This is a genomic window from Collinsella sp. TM06-3, from assembly GCF_003436395.1.
Lineage (GTDB): Bacteria > Actinomycetota > Coriobacteriia > Coriobacteriales > Coriobacteriaceae > Collinsella.
In genome coordinates, this window is sequence record NZ_QSPG01000011.1 from 42445 (window position 1) to 59954 (window position 17510).

At 61.6% G+C, this 17510-nt stretch carries 13 protein-coding genes; 9 read left to right on the forward strand and 4 right to left on the reverse strand.

Annotated elements, in window-relative coordinates; translation table 11 throughout:
- Nucleotides 1–59 precede the first annotated feature (59 nt).
- Nucleotides 60–3806: a phosphoribosylformylglycinamidine synthase gene (locus DXD56_RS06040; protein ID WP_117640558.1), complete on the reverse strand. Its 3747-nt coding sequence runs from the start codon at nucleotides 3804–3806 to the stop codon at nucleotides 60–62.
- Nucleotides 3807–3990: 184 nt separating this feature from the next.
- Between DXD56_RS06040 and DXD56_RS06045 the strand changes: the two genes are divergently transcribed.
- The gene (locus DXD56_RS06045) at nucleotides 3991–5553 is read left to right on the forward strand and encodes a cation:proton antiporter (protein ID WP_117640559.1); all 1563 of its coding nucleotides are present in this window, start codon (nucleotides 3991–3993) and stop codon (nucleotides 5551–5553) included.
- Nucleotides 5554–5833: 280 nt separating this feature from the next.
- On the opposite strand, the gene DXD56_RS06050 is transcribed toward DXD56_RS06045, so the two are convergent.
- Both DXD56_RS06050 and DXD56_RS06055 read right to left on the reverse strand, forming a co-directional pair.
- On the reverse strand, nucleotides 5834–6583 hold the full coding sequence (locus tag DXD56_RS06050; RefSeq protein WP_117640560.1) for an SDR family NAD(P)-dependent oxidoreductase: 750 nt from the start codon (nucleotides 6581–6583) through the stop codon (nucleotides 5834–5836).
- Nucleotides 6584–6805: 222 nt separating this feature from the next.
- The gene (locus tag DXD56_RS06055) at nucleotides 6806–8149 is read right to left on the reverse strand and encodes a homoserine dehydrogenase (RefSeq protein WP_117640561.1); all 1344 of its coding nucleotides are present in this window, start codon (nucleotides 8147–8149) and stop codon (nucleotides 6806–6808) included.
- A gap of 250 nt (nucleotides 8150–8399) precedes the next feature.
- Between DXD56_RS06055 and DXD56_RS06060 the strand changes: the two genes are divergently transcribed.
- The 8 genes from DXD56_RS06060 to DXD56_RS06095 all read left to right on the forward strand — a co-directional run bounded on the left by DXD56_RS06060 (nucleotide 8400) and on the right by DXD56_RS06095 (nucleotide 16353).
- Nucleotides 8400–9566 carry an ABC transporter substrate-binding protein gene (locus DXD56_RS06060; protein WP_117637820.1) on the forward strand — a complete coding sequence of 389 codons (1167 nt, stop codon included), beginning with the start codon at nucleotides 8400–8402 and terminating at the stop codon, nucleotides 9564–9566.
- Nucleotides 9567–9837: 271 nt separating this feature from the next.
- Entirely contained in the window at nucleotides 9838–11025 is a 1188-nt protein-coding gene (locus DXD56_RS06065; RefSeq protein ID WP_117637819.1) for an ABC transporter substrate-binding protein, read from the forward strand.
- Between the two features lie 139 nt (nucleotides 11026–11164).
- Entirely contained in the window at nucleotides 11165–12046 is an 882-nt protein-coding gene (locus DXD56_RS06070) for a branched-chain amino acid ABC transporter permease (protein WP_099432746.1), read from the forward strand.
- Nucleotides 12047–12055: 9 nt separating this feature from the next.
- Nucleotides 12056–13135, forward strand: a complete 1080-nt coding sequence (locus DXD56_RS06075; RefSeq protein WP_117640571.1) for a branched-chain amino acid ABC transporter permease — start codon at nucleotides 12056–12058, stop codon at nucleotides 13133–13135.
- The gene (locus DXD56_RS06080; protein ID WP_089573307.1) at nucleotides 13125–13985 is read left to right on the forward strand and encodes an ABC transporter ATP-binding protein; all 861 of its coding nucleotides are present in this window, start codon (nucleotides 13125–13127) and stop codon (nucleotides 13983–13985) included. The genes DXD56_RS06075 and DXD56_RS06080 overlap by 11 nt, the downstream gene beginning before the upstream one ends.
- A gap of 12 nt (nucleotides 13986–13997) precedes the next feature.
- A complete protein-coding gene (locus tag DXD56_RS06085) occupies nucleotides 13998–14699 on the forward strand; it encodes an ABC transporter ATP-binding protein (protein WP_035137222.1) in 702 nt (233 codons plus the stop codon).
- A 175-nt stretch (nucleotides 14700–14874) separates the two neighbouring features.
- Nucleotides 14875–15552: a copper homeostasis protein CutC gene (locus DXD56_RS06090; RefSeq protein WP_117640562.1), complete on the forward strand. Its 678-nt coding sequence runs from the start codon at nucleotides 14875–14877 to the stop codon at nucleotides 15550–15552.
- A 3-nt stretch (nucleotides 15553–15555) separates the two neighbouring features.
- Nucleotides 15556–16353 (forward strand): DUF4931 domain-containing protein, encoded by a 798-nt coding sequence (locus tag DXD56_RS06095; RefSeq protein ID WP_117640563.1) that lies wholly within the window; start codon nucleotides 15556–15558, stop codon nucleotides 16351–16353.
- Between the two features lie 29 nt (nucleotides 16354–16382).
- Here the strand turns inward: DXD56_RS06095 and DXD56_RS06100 are convergent, their stop codons facing one another.
- Nucleotides 16383–17381, reverse strand: coding sequence for a bile acid:sodium symporter family protein (locus tag DXD56_RS06100; protein WP_117640564.1), 999 nt, complete (start codon nucleotides 17379–17381; stop codon nucleotides 16383–16385).
- Nucleotides 17382–17510 lie beyond the last annotated feature (129 nt).

The window sequence follows — 17510 nt, forward strand, 5'->3', positions numbered from 1 at the left end:
CACCGGGCGTGCCGGTGGCGGGTGTTGTTACCCGAGGGGATTGTACCCGATGGGACGCATTAAGCGAAGTAGGCTACGCCGCTCTCAAAGATCGGCATGAACTTATCGCCGGGGACATGCTCGGGCACGTTGCGGTACAGGTTGTCGCCGCGGCGCTCGGCATGGCCCATCTTGCCCAGGACGCGGCCGTCGGGGCTTGTGATGCCCTCGATGGCGAGTGCGGAGCCATTGGGGTTGACGGAGAGATCCATGCTGGGCTTGCCGTCCTCGCCCACGTACTGCGTGGCGACCTGGCCGTTGGCGATCAGCTGGGCGAGTACCTCGTCGTTGGCGACAAAGCGGCCCTCGCCGTGGCTGATAGCGACGGTGTAGGGGTCATCCAGACTGCATTGCGACAGCCACGGGGACAGGTTGGACGAGATACGGGTGCGCACCAGGCGGCTCTGGTGGCGACCGATGGTGTTGAACGTCAGCGTGGGCGCATCGGGCGTGGCATCGACGATGTCGCCGTAGGGCACTAGACCAAGCTTGATCAGGGCCTGGAAGCCGTTGCAAATGCCCAGCATCAGGCCGTCGCGGGCCTTGAGCAGGTCGCGGACTGCCTCGGTAACCTCGGGAGCGCGGAAGAACGCCGTGATGAACTTGGCGGAGCCATCGGGCTCGTCGCCGCCCGAGAAGCCGCCAGGGATCATGACAATCTGGCTTGCACGGATGCGGCGGGCAAGTTCGTGGGTGCTCTCGGCGACGGCCTCGGGCGTGAGGTTGTTGATCACGAAGGTGTCGGCCTCGGCGCCGGCGGCGCGGAAGGCACGGGCACTATCGTACTCGCAGTTGTTGCCGGGGAACACGGGGATGATCACGCGCGGGCGGGCGATCTTGGCGCCGCCGTACACGTGGATATCCTTGGCACGGAAGTCGATGGCCTCGACCTCGGGGGTCTCGCCGGCGCTGCGGTAGGCAAAGACGCCCTCGATGCCGCTCTCCCAGGCCTCCTGGAGCTTGGAGAGCTCGATGACCTCGGAGCCGGTGTCGATGACATAGCCCTCAACGGTGGTGCCCAGAGGCTCGACGACAACGCCGTCGGCGACCTCGGGGAGCTCGGCATCCTCGGCGAGCTCGACGATAAAGCTGCCATAGAGCGGGGTGAAGAGGCTCTCCACGTCCACATCCTCGGCAAGCTCGATACCGATCTGGTTGCCGACGCACATCTTAAAGAGGCTCTCGGCGCCGCAGCCGTAGCCGGGCGTGGAGACGGCCAGGGCGTCGCCGGCGGCGGTGAGCGCTTCGACAGCGTCAAATGCGGCGAGCAGCTGCTGGGCATCGGGACGGTAGTCTTCGCCATAGGTGGCGGGGGCGATACGGACGACGCGGTGCGTCAGGCCCTTGAACTCGGGCGAGACGGCACGGGCGGCGCGGCCCACGGCCACGGCGAAGCTGATGAGGGTCGGCGGAACGTTGAGCTCACCGGCCTCGTCCTCAAACGAGCCGCTCATGGAATCCTTACCGCCGATGGCGCCGGCACCCAGGTCGACCTGGGCCATAAGGGCGCCCAGGACGGCTGCCATGGGCTTGCCCCAACGCTCGGCCTCGGTGCGCAGGCGCTCGAAGTACTCCTGGAAGGAGAGGTAGGCGCGCTTGTGCTCAAAGCCGGCAGCCACGAGCTTGGCGATGGACTCGACCACAGACAGGTAGGCGCCCGCAAACTGGTCGGCCTCCATCAGGTAGGGGTTGAAGCCCCATGCCATGGCGCTTGCCGTGGTGGTCTCGCCGTCCACGGGGAACTTGGCGACCATGGCCGAGCTCGGGGTGAGTTGCGTCTTGCCACCAAAGGGCATGAGCACGGTCGCGGCACCGATGGTGGAGTCGAAGCGCTCGGAAAGGCCCTTGTTGGAGGCGACGTTAAGATCGGTGGCGAGCGAGGTCATGCGCTCGGCAAGCGTGGTGCCGGCCCAGCTGGGCTGCCACACGCTGCGGGCGCACACGTGGGCGACCTGGTGCTTGGGCGCGCCATTGGAGTTGAGGAACTCGCGGGATAGGTCGACGATGGCGACGCCGTTCCAGGCCATGCGCATGCGCGGCTCGGCGGTAACCTCGGCGATGACGGTTGCTTCCAGGTTCTCCTCGGCGGCGTAGCCCATGAACTCCTCGATATCACCGTCGGCGACGGCGCAGGCCATGCGCTCCTGGGACTCGGAAATGGCGAGCTCGGTGCCGTCCAGGCCGTCGTACTTCTTGGTCACGGTATCAAGGTCGACATACAGGCCGTCGGCAAGCTCGCCCACGGCGACCGAGACGCCGCCGGCGCCAAAGTCGTTGCAGCGCTTGATCAGACGGCAGGCATCGCCGCGGCGGAACAGACGCTGCAGCTTGCGCTCGACCGGGGCGTTGCCCTTCTGGACCTCGGCGCCCGAGGTCTCGATGGACTCGGTGTTCTGGGTCTTGGAGGAGCCGGTGGCGCCACCGATGCCGTCACGGCCGGTGCGGCCGCCCAGCAGGATGATCTTGTCGGTGGGAGCGGGACACTCGCGACGAACGTGGTTTGCCGGGGTGGCGCCCACGACGGCGCCAACCTCCATGCGCTTGGCCACGTAACCGGGGTGATAGAGTTCATTGACCTGACCGGTGGCAAGGCCGATCTGGTTGCCGTAGCTGGAGTAGCCGGCGGCGGCAGTGGTCACGAGCTTGCGCTGCGGCAGCTTGCCTTCGAGCGTCTCGGAAACCGGGACGGTGGGGTCGCCGGCGCCGGTGACGCGCATGGCCTGGTACACGTAGCTGCGGCCCGAGAGCGGGTCGCGGATGGCGCCGCCCACGCAGGTGGCGGCACCGCCGAAGGGCTCGATCTCGGTCGGGTGGTTGTGGGTCTCGTTCTTAAACAGGAACAGCCAGTCCTGGTCCTCGCCGTCGACATCGACCTTCACCTTGACGGTGCAGGCGTTGATCTCCTCGGACTCGTCGACATCGGTCATGACGCCGGTCTTCTTAAGGTACTTGGCGCCGATGGTGCCCATGTCCATGAGGCAGACGGGCTTGGCGTCGCGACCGAGCTCGTGGCGCATCTCCATGTAGCGGTCGAAGGCCTGCTGCACCACGGCGTCATCGATCGTCACATCATCCAGGACGGTGCCGAAGGTGGTGTGGCGGCAGTGGTCGGACCAATAGGTGTCGATTACGCGGATCTCGGTGATGGTGGGGTCGCGATCTTCATCGCGGAAGTACTGCTGGCAGAAGGCGATGTCCGCCTCGTCCATGGCAAGACCGCGATCGGAGATAAAGGCGGCAAGGCCGGCCTCGTCGAGCTCGCGGAAGCCGTCAAGCACCTCGACAGGCGCAGGCTCGGGGGTCTCCATGTGCAGCGTCTCGGGTAGGTCGAGCGAGGCGATGCGGGCCTCGACGGGGTTCACCACGTAGTGCTTGATGGCCTCGATGGCGGCCTCGTCCAGGGCGCCCGAGATCATATAGACCTTGGCGGAGCGTACGGCGGGGCGCTCGCCCTGGCTGATGAGCTGCACGCACTCGCTGGCGGAGTCGGCGCGCTGGTCAAACTGGCCAGGCAGGAATTCGACGGCAAAGACGGCGCCATCGCTTGCGGGGAGCTCGTCGTAGGTCACATCGACCTGGGGCTCGCTAAAGACGGTCGGCACGCAGGAGCGGAACAGCTCCTCATCGATGCCCTCGACGTCGTAGCGGTTGATGATCCTCAGGGCCTCGATGCCCTTGATGCCGAGAATCTCGGTCAGCTCGCCCTTGAGCTGCTGAGCCTCGACGTCGAACCCGGGTTTCTTCTCCACGTAGATACGAGAGACCATTGGTTCCTGCCTTCCTGATCGGTTGGGCGTACGGTGCGGTATGCGGCAGCGGTCGGTTTGCGGGGCAAGCCTCGCGGTCGCCTTGAGCCGCATACTTTTAAACCTCACTATGATACGACAGCTCGTGGCGCGTTGAGGACGGCGAGGGTGCTACAGTGGAGCGCAAACAAGAGAAAGGCATCACATGGCATTTGTTTCGCTCGCCATCATCGCACTCGTGGCCTTTGCAAGCCCCTTCATCGCCTCGGCGATTCCCGGAAAACCCGTTCCCGAGACGGTCTTTTTGCTCGTGTTTGGCGCGGTGCTGGGACCTCATATGCTCGGCATTATCCATGTGGATGCCGAGGTCTCGCTCGTGTCCGAGCTCGGCCTGGCCTTTTTGTTCCTGCTTGCCGGCTTTGAGATCGATCCCAAGAACATCACGGGCATCGAGGGGCGTTACGGCATGGCGACGTGGGTCGTCACGTTTGGCATCGCCTGGCTTGCCGTGCGCTTTACCCCGTGGTTTTCGGTCAGTCATTTTGATGGCATCGCCGTGACGCTGGCGTTGACCTCGACGGCGCTTGGGGCGCTCATGCCCATCTTGCGCGAGCGGTCGCTTGCCGGGACGCGCGTCGGCGATTCGATTCTTGCCTACGGTACGTGGGGTGAGCTTGGCCCCGTGCTCGCCATGTCGGTACTGCTGTCTGCCCGTACGGGTATCGAGACGTTGCTGATCTTGGGCCTGTTCGCCGTGGTGTGCGTGCTGCTTGCCGTGGTCCCCAGCCGCTCCAAGCGTATCGGCAGCCGCTTCTTTGCCTTTATTCAGGAGCGCGCCGATACGACTTCTCAGACGTTCGTGCGCCTTACGGTGCTCATCCTGGTCACGCTCGTGGCGTTTTCCGCCATTTTTAGCCTCGATATCGTGTTGGGCGCTTTTGCCGCGGGCTTTGTCCTGCGCTATATCATCCCCGAGGGCAACCATACGCTCGAGCTTAAACTCGATGGCCTTGCCTATGGCTTTTTAATCCCGGTGTTCTTTACCGTGTCGGGTGCCAAGATCGACCTGACGGCTGTAGCATCGCGCCCTGGCCTGCTCGTGGGCTTTATCGTGGCGTTGCTGGTTATCCGCGCCGTGCCCATTGTCGTCTCCATGAGCATCTGCCCTAAGACGCGCGATGTTTCTGCCCACGGCCGCATTACCGTAGCGCTCTACTGCACCACGGCGCTGCCGATTATCGTCGCCGTGACGAGCGTCGCTGTCAACGCCGGCGCATTATCGCAGGGCGTCGCTTCGGTTATGGTGGCAGCCGGCGCCATCACGGTGTTCCTGATGCCACTGCTCGCGCAGCTCTTCTACCGCGTGGTCGATGCCGCGCCGGTCGCCGCCGTGGCGGAGGTTGCCGAGCATCCTTCCGATGCGCTCAATATCCTGCGCGCCCATCACGACCTGGCAAGTCTTCTCGCCCGCGAGCACGAGCTGTTGACGTCGCATGGACATGGTCGCTCGCTCGACGGTATGCCCACGATTGATTCCATTGCTGACCGCCTTTCGGCCGAAGCGGCGAGCGAACGCATCGATGCCCGTATTGTCGATGCCGCCCATTTGCTGGCCGAGAAAACCTATGGCGATGAGATCGACCCGTCCAAGCTGACTGCGCGCGAGCGTCGCCGCCTAGAGCGCGCCAAGCTCGCCGTGCATGAGTACCGCCGTCGCATGCTGGAGCTCTACGCCCGCGATGAAGCCCAGGACGACGACGGCAAGTAGCCAACGTCGCCGCGGAAAATGCATCCCGGAATTGGCGCCCAGAGTGGGATGCGGTTTCCGTGAGGGGACCGTTTCGGAAAGCGTGTCCCAGAATCCGCGCCCAGAATGGGACGTAGTTTCCGAAAGATGGGCCTGAGGGAAACTGCGCCCCGTTCTGAGCTGAAATACCGGGACGCAGTTTCCCCTATAAACAGAGCAAGGCGCGCTGCCTGCGGTTGATGCAGGCAGTGCGCCTTTTGCGTTGAGCAATGTTGAGGCTAGGAGTCGTGACTTGCGACCTTTAGGAGCGGGCGGCTCCGTCGACGGGGAGCACGGCGCCCGTGACGTAGGCGGACATGTCGCTCGCCAGGAAGACGAAGGCGTTGGCGACATCCTCGGGCTCGCCCATGCGGCCCAGCGGAATGGTGGCGATGATGGGTTTGATGACCTCTTCGGGCAGGTTGGCGACCATATCGGTCTTGGTTACGCCTGGGGCGACGGCGTTGACGCGAATACCCATGGGGGCGAGCTCGCGCGAGAGCGACTGGACCATGCCGTTGACGGCAAACTTGGACGTGGGGTAGCCGACGCCGGAGGGCTGACCGTACTTGGCGACCATCGAGCTCGTAGTGGTGATGGTGCCGCCGTGGCCGGCCTCGGTCATGATCTTGGCGGCAGCCTGGTGGCCATTAAAGACGGCGATGACGTTGAGGTCCATGACCTTTGCAAACTCTTTGGCCGTGTAGTCCAAAAGGGGAGAACGCTGGGAGATGCCGGCATTGTTGACGACCGTGTCCAGGCCGCCCATATCGGCGGCAGCCTGGGTAAAGGCCTCGGTTACGGCCTCGAGCGAGGTGAGGTCACAGGAGCGGCCCCAAACCTTGGCCTCGGGATAGGCGGTCGTCAGTTTCTCAACGGCAGCGTCGGCAGTCTCCTGGCGCGAGCCAAAGACGGTGACGGCAGCACCTTCCTCGATAAAACGGCAGGCGATGGCATAGCCGATACCGCGCGTGCCGCCGGTGATGATTGCTTTCTTGCCCTCGAGCAACATGGTGCTTCCTCTCTTTGCGGGCGGATATACGCAGCACAGCATAACGGCAGCCAAAATCGGCTCCGGCTGCATGTCGGCGAACGGTACCCTCGGCTGTCAGGAGCGGCCAAGTCGTTCAAATCCGGATTGCGCCAATACGCCCCATGCGCGCAAGCAAAGGGGCTCCCGTCCACTGCTGAACGGGAGCCCCTCACACATATAGGTTGTAGAGCGAAAATCGAATTAGTTGGCCATAACGCCTTCGGACCAGGCCTCGACGTCCTCGATGCGCAGGACGTTGGCGACCTCGGCCACGCAGTCGATGCCGGCGAGTTCGGCGGCGGCAGCCTGGATGTCCTTCTCGAGCGCGCGATGCGTCAAGAAGATGACCGAGCAGGCATCGCTGACGCCCGACTTGCCGTCCTCGACCTGGTTAATGAGCGAGATCGAGATGTTGTGCTTGGCAAAGATATCGACCGTCTCGGACAGGGCGCCCACGCGGTCGGCGACCTTCAGGCGCACATAGTACTTGGTCTGGAGCTCGTCCATGGGCTTAAAGGCGAGGTTGTGGCCATAGGGCTCAATCTCGGGCAGCGGAGACACGCCGCGGCTGATCTGCTCGGAGAGCGACAGGATATCGCCCACGACGGCGCTCGCGGTGGGGAAGGAGCCTGCGCCGGCACCGTAGAACATGGTCTCGCCCACGGCGTCGCCTACCACGTAGACAGCGTTCATGGCGCCGTTGACCTTGGCAAGCATGTGGTCGGCGGGGATCAGCGTGGGATGCACACGGACGTCGACGCCGGCGTCGGTGTTGCGGGCGATGCCGAGCAGCTTAATGGTGTAGCCGAGCTCGCGGGCCTGGGCGATGTCCTCGGCGCCGATGGTACGGATACCCTGCTGGTACACATCGTCGGTGGTAACGCGGGTGCCAAAGCCGATGGAGGCGAGGATGGCCGTCTTGCTGGCGGCATCGAAGCCGTCGACGTCGGCGGACGGGTTGGCCTCGGCATAGCCCTTGGCCTGTGCATCGGCGAGCACGTCGGCGTAATCGGCGCCCTCGGCGTCCATGCGCGACAGGATGTAGTTGGTGGTGCCGTTGAGGATGCCGGCGATGGTCAGGATCTTGTTGCCCACCAGGTCGTGCTCGAGCGTGCTGACGATGGGGATGCCGCCGCCGCAGCTGGCCTCGCACTTAATCTGCACGCCGCACGCGCGCGCCTTCTCGGCAAGCGTCTCGACGTGACGGCCCAGCAGAGCCTTGTTGGCAGAGACGACATGCTTGCCGTGCTCAAAGGCGGTGGTGAAGATCTCGGTTGCGGGATGCTCGCCGCCGATCAGCTCGACGACGATGTCGATGGCGGGGTCGGTGACGACATCGTGCCAGTCGCTTGTAAAGGCCTCGCGCTCAATGCCGGCTGCCTCGGCCTGCTCCCAAGCAAGCGCGCAGGCGCGGGTCAGCTTAAGGTCGATGCCGTAGGCTGCCAGGTACTCATCGTGGTGGCTCTTGATCAGACGGGCCACGCCGCCGCCGACGGTTCCCAGGCCGATCAGACCGACGTTCACGGTGCGCAGGGGTTCGCTCATAGATAGCTCCTTCGTGCATCTTATGGATGGATTAACCGCTTAAAGGTTGAGTGCATTCTAGCGTGAACCGAGGGCGCATGCTCGCCAGGCAACAGGAGTCGCACAAAACGGCACCCCCGAAACGCTGCGGAAACATTGGAAACATGCTCGCTACAAATGAACTTCCGTAACAAACTGTCAACGTTTGCGCCATAAGGTTTGCCCCGTACCGCAAAACAGCCGCACCGCGGCCAGCGAAAAGGGGGACACCATGTTTAGTATCAACAACGCACTGAGCCGTAGGAGTTTCTTGGCAGGAGCCGCGGCGCTCGGCAGCACCGCCGCGCTCGCTGGCTGCTCTTCGAGTGGCTCTGACGGCGGCTCCGCCGATGACGGCAAGACCTTCAAGATCGGTGTTATCGGCCCTCTGACCGGCGCCGCGGCAACCTATGGCGTTTCGGCCGAGAAGGGTGCCAAGCTCGCCGCCGAGGATTTCTCGACCAAGGACCTCAAACTCTCGCTTAAGTCCGAGGACGACGTCGCCGACGGCGAGAAGGCCATCAACGCCTTCAATACCTTGTGCGACTGGGGCATGCAGGCGCTTGTCGGCCCCGTTACCACCGGCGCCGCCGTCGCCGTCTCGGGCGAGATCGCCGACGATATGCTCATGGTCACGCCTTCGGCCTCGTCGCTCGATGTCACCAAGGGAAAGACCACGGTCTTTCAGGTTTGCTTCACCGACCCCACCATGGGCGCCAGCGCCGCGAAGTTCTTGGCCGAGAAGTACGCGGACGCCAAGATCGCCCTGTTCTACAACTCCGGCGATACGTACAGCTCGGGCGTTGCCGACGCCTTTGCCGAGCAGGCCAAGGCATCCAAGCTCGATGTCGTCGATACCGAGACCTTTAAGGACGACTCTTCCACGAGCTTTACCAACCAGCTCACCAAGGCCAAGGAGGCCGGCGCCACGCTTATCTTTGCTCCGATCTATTACACGCCGGCGTCCGTCCTGCTCAAGAACGCCAAGGACATGGGATACGACATGACGCTTATGGGCACCGACGGCATGGACGGCCTGCTCTCCGTTGAGGGCTTCGATACCTCTCTTGCCGAGGGCGTGCTGCTCATGACCCCGTTCTCTGCTGACGATGAGAAGAACGCCGACTTCGTCAAGGCCTATAAGGACGCCTACGACGAGACGCCCAATCAGTTTGCCGCCGATGCCTATGACTGCGTCCATGCGATTGCCGAGGCTATCGATAAAGCGGGCATCGACATTACGGCTGACGGTGCCGACATTGCCGACGACCTTGCCCGCGCCATGCGCAAGATCAAGATCGAGGGCCTGACGGGCGAGCTGACGTGGAATGACGAGGGCCAGGTCGAAAAGCCCGCTACGGCCTATGTGATCCAGGACGGCAAGTACATCGCCGCCTAAGTGCGCATAAAACGCTACCGGTGAGGCTGTTTTATTCAGGGCGGGGACGCCTGTAACAGAATGGAAACATTACTTTTACACAATAAAGTGGCATTACTGCATAAAATAATAGAAATACGCAGAAATATGGATAAATGAACAAATCCAAAGAAAAGTTGAAATAATCGCCACTTTTCCTAACTAAAGCGTCTACTATTTTGCGAACGCCGAACATGGCGAAGGATGGCCTGTCGGGCAACCAAAACCCGACGAGATTTGAGAGGAGAGCCGCATGTCGAGCCTCACCGGTAAGTCATTGAACCCTGTTATGAATCGCAGGAGCGTTATCGCGAGCGCAGCAGGTCTGGGGGCGATGTCCATTCTAGCTGGCTGCTCCTCCAACGGCGGCGACAGCGGTTCCGCGTCGGGCGACGCTTCGTTTAAGATCGGCACCATCGGCCCGCTGACCGGCGCCAACGCGTCCTACGGCAAGTCCGTTACACAGGCTGTCGAGCTTGGCTGCAAGGATTTCTCGACCAAGGAGCTGCCGCTTGTCAGCAAGGCCGAGGACGACCAGGCTGACGGCGAGAAGGCCGTCAACGCCTTCAACACCCTGCTCGACTGGGGCATGCAGGCCCTCGTCGGTCCGACCACCACGGGTGCGTCGGTCGCCGTTGCCGCCGAGTGCGGCAACGACCCCGAGACGTTCATGATCACCCCGTCCGCGTCCTCCGAGGACGTTACCAAGGGCAAGGATTGCGTCTTCCAGGTTTGCTTTACCGACCCCAACCAAGGTGTCAACGCTGCCAAGTTCCTGGCAGAGAAGTATGCGAACGAGAAGTTCGTGCTGTTCTATAACTCCGGCGATGCCTATTCTTCGGGCATCGCAGATTCCTTTAAGGCCCAGGCCGCTAAGTCTAAGCTTGAGATTGTCGACGAGGAGACCTTTAAGGACGACTCCGCCACGAGCTTTACCAACCAGCTGACCAAGGCCAAGCAGGCAGGCGCCACCATGATCTTTGCGCCGATCTACTACACGCCGGCGTCCGTCCTGCTCAAGAACGCCAAGGACATGGGCTACGACGTCAAGATGATGGGCTGCGACGGCATGGACGGCATCCTGGGCGTTGAGGGCTTCGACACCTCTCTTGCCGAGGGTCTGCTGCTCATGACCCCGTTCTCCGCCGACGACGAGAAGAACGCCGACTTCGTCAACGCTTACAAGGATAAGTACGGCGATACCCCCGACCAGTTTGCCGCCGACGCCTACGACGGCGTGCATGCTGTGGTCGAGGCTCTCAAGGAGGCCGGCCTGGGCGTCGACGCCGACCCCACCGAGGTTGCCGAGAAGCTTCCCGAGGCTATGCTCAAGATTACTGTTGACGGCCTGACTGGCAAGCTCTCCTGGAACGACAAGGGTCAGGTCCAGAAGGACCCGACGGCGTACGTCATTACCGACGGCAAGTACGTACAGGCCTAATAGGCCGCCTTACATAGAGCGGTTTTGATCCCAAGCAGGGGAGGTTTTGGCCTTCCCTGCTTGCTTGGTATCTAGGGACAACGTAACGTCCCTGTTTCATACATCAACTGGAAACCTATTCGAAAGGGGGATGTGGAACATGACGGTCTTTATCCAATACCTGGTCAACGGCCTGTCCATGGGCAGCGTCTACGCCATCATCGCGTTGGGCTACACCATGGTCTACGGTATCGCCAAGATGCTCAACTTCGCTCACGGCGACGTCATCATGGTCGGTGCCTATGTCTCGTTCTGCGCCACATCGTATCTCGGCCTCCCGGGCTGGGCATCTGTAGTTCTCTCTTGTGTGGTCTGCACGGTTCTCGGTGTTCTCATCGAGGGTCTGGCATACAAGCCGCTGCGCCAGGCGGGCCCTCTGGCCGTTCTGATCACGGCCATCGGCGTGTCTTACTTCCTGCAGAACGCCGCGCAGCTTCTGTGGGGCGCCACGCCCAAGAACTTCACTTCGCTCGTCACCTTCCAGGTGCCGGAGTTCTTGGCCAAGTTCAACGTAAGCGCCGTCTCGCTCGTCACCATCGTCGCCTGCCTGGTTATCATGGCCGGTCTGATGTTCTTTACAGGTAAGACCAAGATGGGCAAAGCCATGCGCGCCGTGTCCGAGGACAAGGCCGCCGCTCAGCTCATGGGCATCAACGTCAACCGCACCATCTCGATGACGTTTGCCATCGGCTCTGCGCTTGCCGCCATCGCCGGCGTGCTCCTGTGCTCCTACTCGCCGGTGCTGCAGCCCACGACGGGTGCCATGCCTGGCATCAAGGCCTTCGATGCAGCCGTCTTCGGTGGCATCGGCTCCATCCCCGGCGCCTTTGTCGGTGGCATTCTCATCGGCATCATCGAGGCGATGGCACAGGCTTATATTTCCACGAGCCTTGCCAACTCCATCGTCTTTGGTGTTTTGATCATCGTCCTGCTCGTCAAGCCTGCCGGCCTCTTGGGCAAGTACGTCCCCGAGAAGGTGTAGGTGAGCGTTATGAAGTTCCTTAAAGACAAGCAGACGCGTCACGACTTTGTCACGTACGCCATGTGCATCGTGGCATTCGCCATCGTGTTCTTTATGCAGTCCAACCATATGATCCCGCGCATGATCGCCGGTCAGCTGGTTCCCATCACGGCCTACATCGTTATGGCCATCTCGCTCAACCTCGTTGTCGGCATCGCGGGCGACTTGTCGCTGGGCCACGCGGGCTTTATGAGTGTCGGCGCCTATACGGGCATCGTTACCGCCGTCGCGCTGGAGAGCGCCGTTCCGTCCGATCCGATGCGCCTGATCATCAGCATTGTGGTCGGCGCTATCGCCGCTGCCATCCTGGGCTTCTTGATTGGCATCCCGGTTCTGCGCCTGAGCGGTGACTACCTGGCCATCGTGACCCTGGCTTTTGGCGAGATCATCAAAGAGATCGTCACCTGTCTTATCGTGGGCGTCGACTCCCGCGGCCTGCATGTTATCTTTAACATCACGGGTAACTCCACGATCGACGACCTGCACCTGCTCGAGGACGGCACCGCCATCATCAAGGGCGCGCAGGGCGCATCGGGCGTGTCGACCTATTCGACTTTCCTTGCCGGCGCCATCCTGGTCATGGTCGCGCTCGTGATTGTACTCAACCTGGTTCGCAGCCGTACCGGCCGTGCCATTATGGCCGTGCGCGACAACAAGATCGCTGCCGAGTCCGTGGGCATCTCCGTCACCGAGTACCGCATGATCGCCTTCGTGGTTTCCGCCGCTCTCGCCGGCGCTGCCGGAGCCCTCTTCGGCGGTAACTTCTCGCAGCTTTCCGCCACCAAGTTCGACTTCAACACGTCCATCCTCATCCTGGTATTCGTGGTCCTGGGCGGTCTGGGCAATATGCGCGGCTCCGTCATCGCGGCGGCGTTGCTCACGGTGCTTCCCGAGCTGCTCCGTCAGTTCTCGGACTACCGCATGCTCATCTACGCCATCGTGCTGATCCTGGTCATGATCTTTACCAACAACCCGCAGCTCAAGGCGTTCTTCGCACGCATTAAGGACCGCTTTGCTTCCAAGAAGGAGGTAGCAGCCGATGCCCAGTAAGTTTGAGTTCAACAAGGGCAAGATGGTCCCGTATCCTTCTGGCGCCATCGTTCCCGACCGCGACCTGGGCCAGCGCCCGGCGCTCGAGTGCATCCACTTGGGCATTGAATTTGGCGGCCTTAAGGCAGTCGACGACTTTAGCCTGACCATCGGTAAGACCGAGATCGCCGGTCTGATCGGTCCCAACGGTGCCGGTAAGACCACGGTCTTCAACCTGCTCACCAAGGTGTACCAGCCCACGCACGGTACTATCCTGCTCGACGGCGAGGACACCTCGGGCAAGTCCGTCTACCAGGTCAACCGTATGGGTATCGCCCGTACGTTCCAGAACATTCGCCTGTTCAACACCATGACGGTGGAGGACAACGTTAAGGTCGGCCTGCACAACCAGGAGCGCTACTCCGGCTTTGAGGGCGTGCTGCGTCTGCCGACGTACTGGAAGCACGAGAAGGCCGCCCACGAGCGCGCCATGGAGCTGCTGTCCATCTTTGATATGGAGCACCTGGCAAACGAGCAGGCCGGCTCGCTGCCTTACGGCGCCCAGCGTCGTCTGGAGATCGTCCGCGCGCTTGCCACCAACCCCAAGCTGCTGCTGCTCGACGAGCCTGCTGCCGGCATGAACCCGTCCGAGACCGCGGAGCTCATGGAGAACATCGTCAAGATCCGCGACACCTTTGGCATCGCCATCATGCTTATCGAGCACGACATGTCGCTCGTCATGAATATTTGCGAGGGCATTTGCGTGCTTAATTTTGGCAAGGTCATCGCCAAGGGCACGGCCGAGGAAATTCAGAACAACGACGCCGTTATCGAGGCATATCTGGGCAAGCAGGATAAGGGGGAGAACTAAATGGCAGAGCCGATGCTTTCCGTCTACAACATCAACGTCTGGTACGGCGCTATCCACGCCATCAAGGACATCTCCTTTAACGTCAACGAGGGTGAGATCGTGGCCTTGATCGGTGCTAACGGCGCCGGCAAGTCTACAACGCTTAAGACTGTCTCGGGCCTGCTGCGTTCCAAGACCGGCTCCATCAAGTTTATGGGCGAGGACATTACCCATACGCCTGCCGACAAGCTGGTGGGCAAGGGCCTGGCCCAGGTGCCCGAGGGCCGTCGTGCCTTTTTGCAGATGACGGTCGAGGAGAACCTGGAGATGGGCGCTTACACGCAGCCCAAGTCCACGGTGGCTCCGGGCCTTGAGCGCGTCTACGAGCAGTTCCCTCGCCTTAAGGAGCGCCGTCGCCAAGTCGCCGGCACCCTTTCGGGCGGCGAGCAGCAGATGCTCGTTATGGGCCGCGCCCTTATGAGTAACCCCAAACTGCTTATGCTCGACGAACCCTCCATGGGTCTGGCCCCGATTCTGATCGAGCAGATCTTCCAGATTGTCGAGGATTTGCACAAGGCCGGCACCACGGTGCTTCTGGTCGAGCAAAACGCGCAGATGGCGCTTTCCATCGCCACACGCGGTTACGTGCTCGAGACCGGCAAGATCACCATGACCGGCACGGGCCAAGAGCTCCTGCACGACGACAACGTCCGCAAGGCTTACCTTGGTGGTTAATCCATTCAGCAAAGGGGGCGCTGACCAACCCGGTCAGCGCCCCTTTTTAAGTTGCGGTGAAATAGGGACTAAATAGGGATTCTGGACGCCAAAACAGTCCCTATTCCACCGCAACTTCATGGGGATGTGTGACAATGCCCGTCGGAAAACATCTGCTGTCTTTGGGGGCCTATCTATGCTGTACGAGTTTTGTGCCGAGAACTTTGAGCGAGTGTCGGCGGCCATCGAGGCCGGTGCGGGGCGCATTGAGCTGTGTGACAACCTCGCCGTCGGTGGCACCACGCCTTCCGCCGGCGTTATTAGTGCTACAGTCAGCTACGCTCACGAGCATGACGCGCGAGTGATGTGCATGATTCGTCCGCGTGGTGGCGACTTTCATTACAACCAGGACGAGCTGCGCATGATGGAGATGGACCTGGGCCTTGCTGTGAGCGCCGGCGTCGACGGTCTGGTCTTTGGCTGCTGCAAGCCCTTTGCCGGCGGCTGGGCGCTCGACGAACTCACCCTCGGCGCCCTCGTTATGGCTACGGGCTGCGCGACCGAGGAGTGCAAGCACGAGCCCCTTGACATCACCTTCCACATGGCATTTGACCAGCTCTCGCCCGAGGCTCAGCTCGATGCGATTGATACACTTGCCGACTGCGGCGTTACGCGCATCCTCACGCATGGCGGCGCGGCAGGTACGTCGATCGAGGACAACTTCGAAAACCTGGCTCGTTTAATCGAGTATGCGGGCGATCGTTTGACCATCCTTCCCGGCGGCGGCATCACTACGGCAAATCGCGACGCGGTCGCGGCGGCGCTCGGCGTCTCCGAGCTCCATGGCACCAAGATCGTGCCGCTGGAGGTATAACCCGTGGCGCTGGTATTTGACGTTCAGCAGGCGAACGGCAAGCCCGACGATAATCGTCGTCCCGGCACCGCGTGCCCCTTTTGCGACACGGAGGGGCTCGCCAACATCATCCAGCGCGATGGTGACTGCATCTGGCTCGAGAATAAGTTCAAGACCTTGCGGGCCACCCGTCAGACCGTATTGATCGAGTCGGCCAATCACGACGCCGACCTGGTGACCTATGAACCGGATGAGCTGCATCATGTGATGAGGTTTGCCCTGGGCTGTTGGCAGCAGATGATCGATTCCCAACAGTACCGCAGTGTGCTCATGTACAAGAACAAAGGCCCGCTCTCGGGCGGTAGTCTCGTTCATCCGCACATGCAGATTGTGGGCTTGGAACAGGAGGACGGCTATGCAGCGCTGACCTCAGCCAACTTTGAAGGCATCGATGTCTGGCAGCAGGGGAGAATCTCGGTCAACATCTCAACCGAGCCCATCATGGGATTCTTTGAGGTCAACGTCTCGGCTCCACAGGGAATCGCCGCCAGCGACGACGCCCGCGACCAAGCCGAAGCGGACCTGTTTGCCGATGCGATTCAGGTGGCCCTGCGCTATATCCTGCACGAGCACCACGGCGGCCGCGCGGAGTCGTACAACTTGTTCTTCTATCACTTGGGCGGCCGGACCATTGCCAAGGCACTGCCGCGTTGGGTGGTTTCGCCCTACTTTGTTGGCTATCGTTTAGCCCAGGTCAATGCCGAGACCACGCTCGATATCGATGCAGAACGCCTTCGTGCACGCCTGGAAGCGCTTGCATAGCCAAGGGCTCGGCCTCGCGCCTGTGGCTCCTAGCGTGCCATCGCGTCGCGGCCGGCCTTGACCCGCTTGCGCTGTTTGGCGCGCTCCTCGCCGGTCAGTCGCTCAAAGAGATGTCCGATAACCGAGGCGAGCACCTGCTGAAACAGCGTTCCGCACATGACGGGAAACACGACCTCGCCGGGAAAATACTGCGTGGCGATGACGGCGCCCGAAGAGATATTGCGCATGCCGCAGGTAAAGCACATGGTGGTCGTCTCGCTATACGGCAGGTGCAACGCGCGGGCGACCAGAATGCCGACGACAAAGCCGCTGATGGCGAAGGTCAAAATAAAGAGGGCAACTTCCAGGCGCACCGCATTCATGTGTAGCACGTACTCGCTCATGGCGGTGGAGTTGGAGGCGATGACACCCATCATCATAAACTTGCAGGCGGGCGAAAGCGCGGGGGAGAGTTTCTCGTGTCCCCATCCGCGCGTGAACTCGTTGATCACGATGCCGAGCACGGCGGGGATGGCGATCATAAAGGCCATGTTCTGCATCATGCCCGTAACATCGATTGCAACGGTGGCACCCAGCAGGAGCTTAAGCGTGAGCGGAATCGTGACGGGCGAGATGACCGAGGACGTCAGGATGATGGTGAGCGCGAGCGGGCCGTTGCCGCCGAACATACTGATCCACATAAAGGCGGTGACTGCCACGGGTACGCTGTACTCGAGCACGATGCCGCAGACAAGGTTGGGGTTGGAGCCAAAGAATAACGATCCCATGGCATAGGCTGCGATAGGGATAAGCACCGCCGAGACGAGTAACGCCAAGACCAGGTGCAGCGGACGGCGGAACACCTCGGTTACCTGGTGAAAGGTGTTGCTGAGCGCACCCTGAAACGTCATAAAGGCAAACAGGGTGGGAACGATGGGCTTGAGTACGCCAATCTGTTGGGGAAAGAGCACGCCGAGCGCCACGCAAATCGGAACGATGACCTGCATGTGCCCCGCGAGAAACTTGCCCAGTCCAACCCATTGCTTCATATGCGCTTGTGACTCCCTTTGCCCGTGAATCCGTTTTGAATGGATATGCTAGACGCTCGCATGCGTCCGTGCGTCAGAAACGCTCGAATATTTCGAGGCTATTACCGGCATCGTTTACCGAAACCGCGG

Excerpts from the sequence above, each read along its gene's own strand:
- DXD56_RS06040 (WP_117640558.1), bottom strand. The coding sequence starts at position 3,806 with ATGGTCTCTCGTATCTACGTGGAGAAGAAACCCGGGTTCGACGTCGAG.
- DXD56_RS06045 (WP_117640559.1), top strand. The coding sequence starts at position 3,991 with ATGGCATTTGTTTCGCTCGCCATCATCGCACTCGTGGCCTTTGCAAGC.
- DXD56_RS06050 (WP_117640560.1), bottom strand. The coding sequence starts at position 6,583 with ATGTTGCTCGAGGGCAAGAAAGCAATCATCACCGGCGGCACGCGCGGT.
- DXD56_RS06055 (WP_117640561.1), bottom strand. The coding sequence starts at position 8,149 with ATGAGCGAACCCCTGCGCACCGTGAACGTCGGTCTGATCGGCCTGGGA.
- DXD56_RS06060 (WP_117637820.1), top strand. The coding sequence starts at position 8,400 with ATGTTTAGTATCAACAACGCACTGAGCCGTAGGAGTTTCTTGGCAGGA.
- DXD56_RS06065 (WP_117637819.1), top strand. The coding sequence starts at position 9,838 with ATGTCGAGCCTCACCGGTAAGTCATTGAACCCTGTTATGAATCGCAGG.
- DXD56_RS06070 (WP_099432746.1), top strand. The coding sequence starts at position 11,165 with ATGACGGTCTTTATCCAATACCTGGTCAACGGCCTGTCCATGGGCAGC.
- DXD56_RS06075 (WP_117640571.1), top strand. The coding sequence starts at position 12,056 with ATGAAGTTCCTTAAAGACAAGCAGACGCGTCACGACTTTGTCACGTAC.
- DXD56_RS06080 (WP_089573307.1), top strand. The coding sequence starts at position 13,125 with ATGCCCAGTAAGTTTGAGTTCAACAAGGGCAAGATGGTCCCGTATCCT.
- DXD56_RS06085 (WP_035137222.1), top strand. The coding sequence starts at position 13,998 with ATGCTTTCCGTCTACAACATCAACGTCTGGTACGGCGCTATCCACGCC.
- DXD56_RS06090 (WP_117640562.1), top strand. The coding sequence starts at position 14,875 with ATGCTGTACGAGTTTTGTGCCGAGAACTTTGAGCGAGTGTCGGCGGCC.
- DXD56_RS06100 (WP_117640564.1), bottom strand. The coding sequence starts at position 17,381 with ATGAAGCAATGGGTTGGACTGGGCAAGTTTCTCGCGGGGCACATGCAG.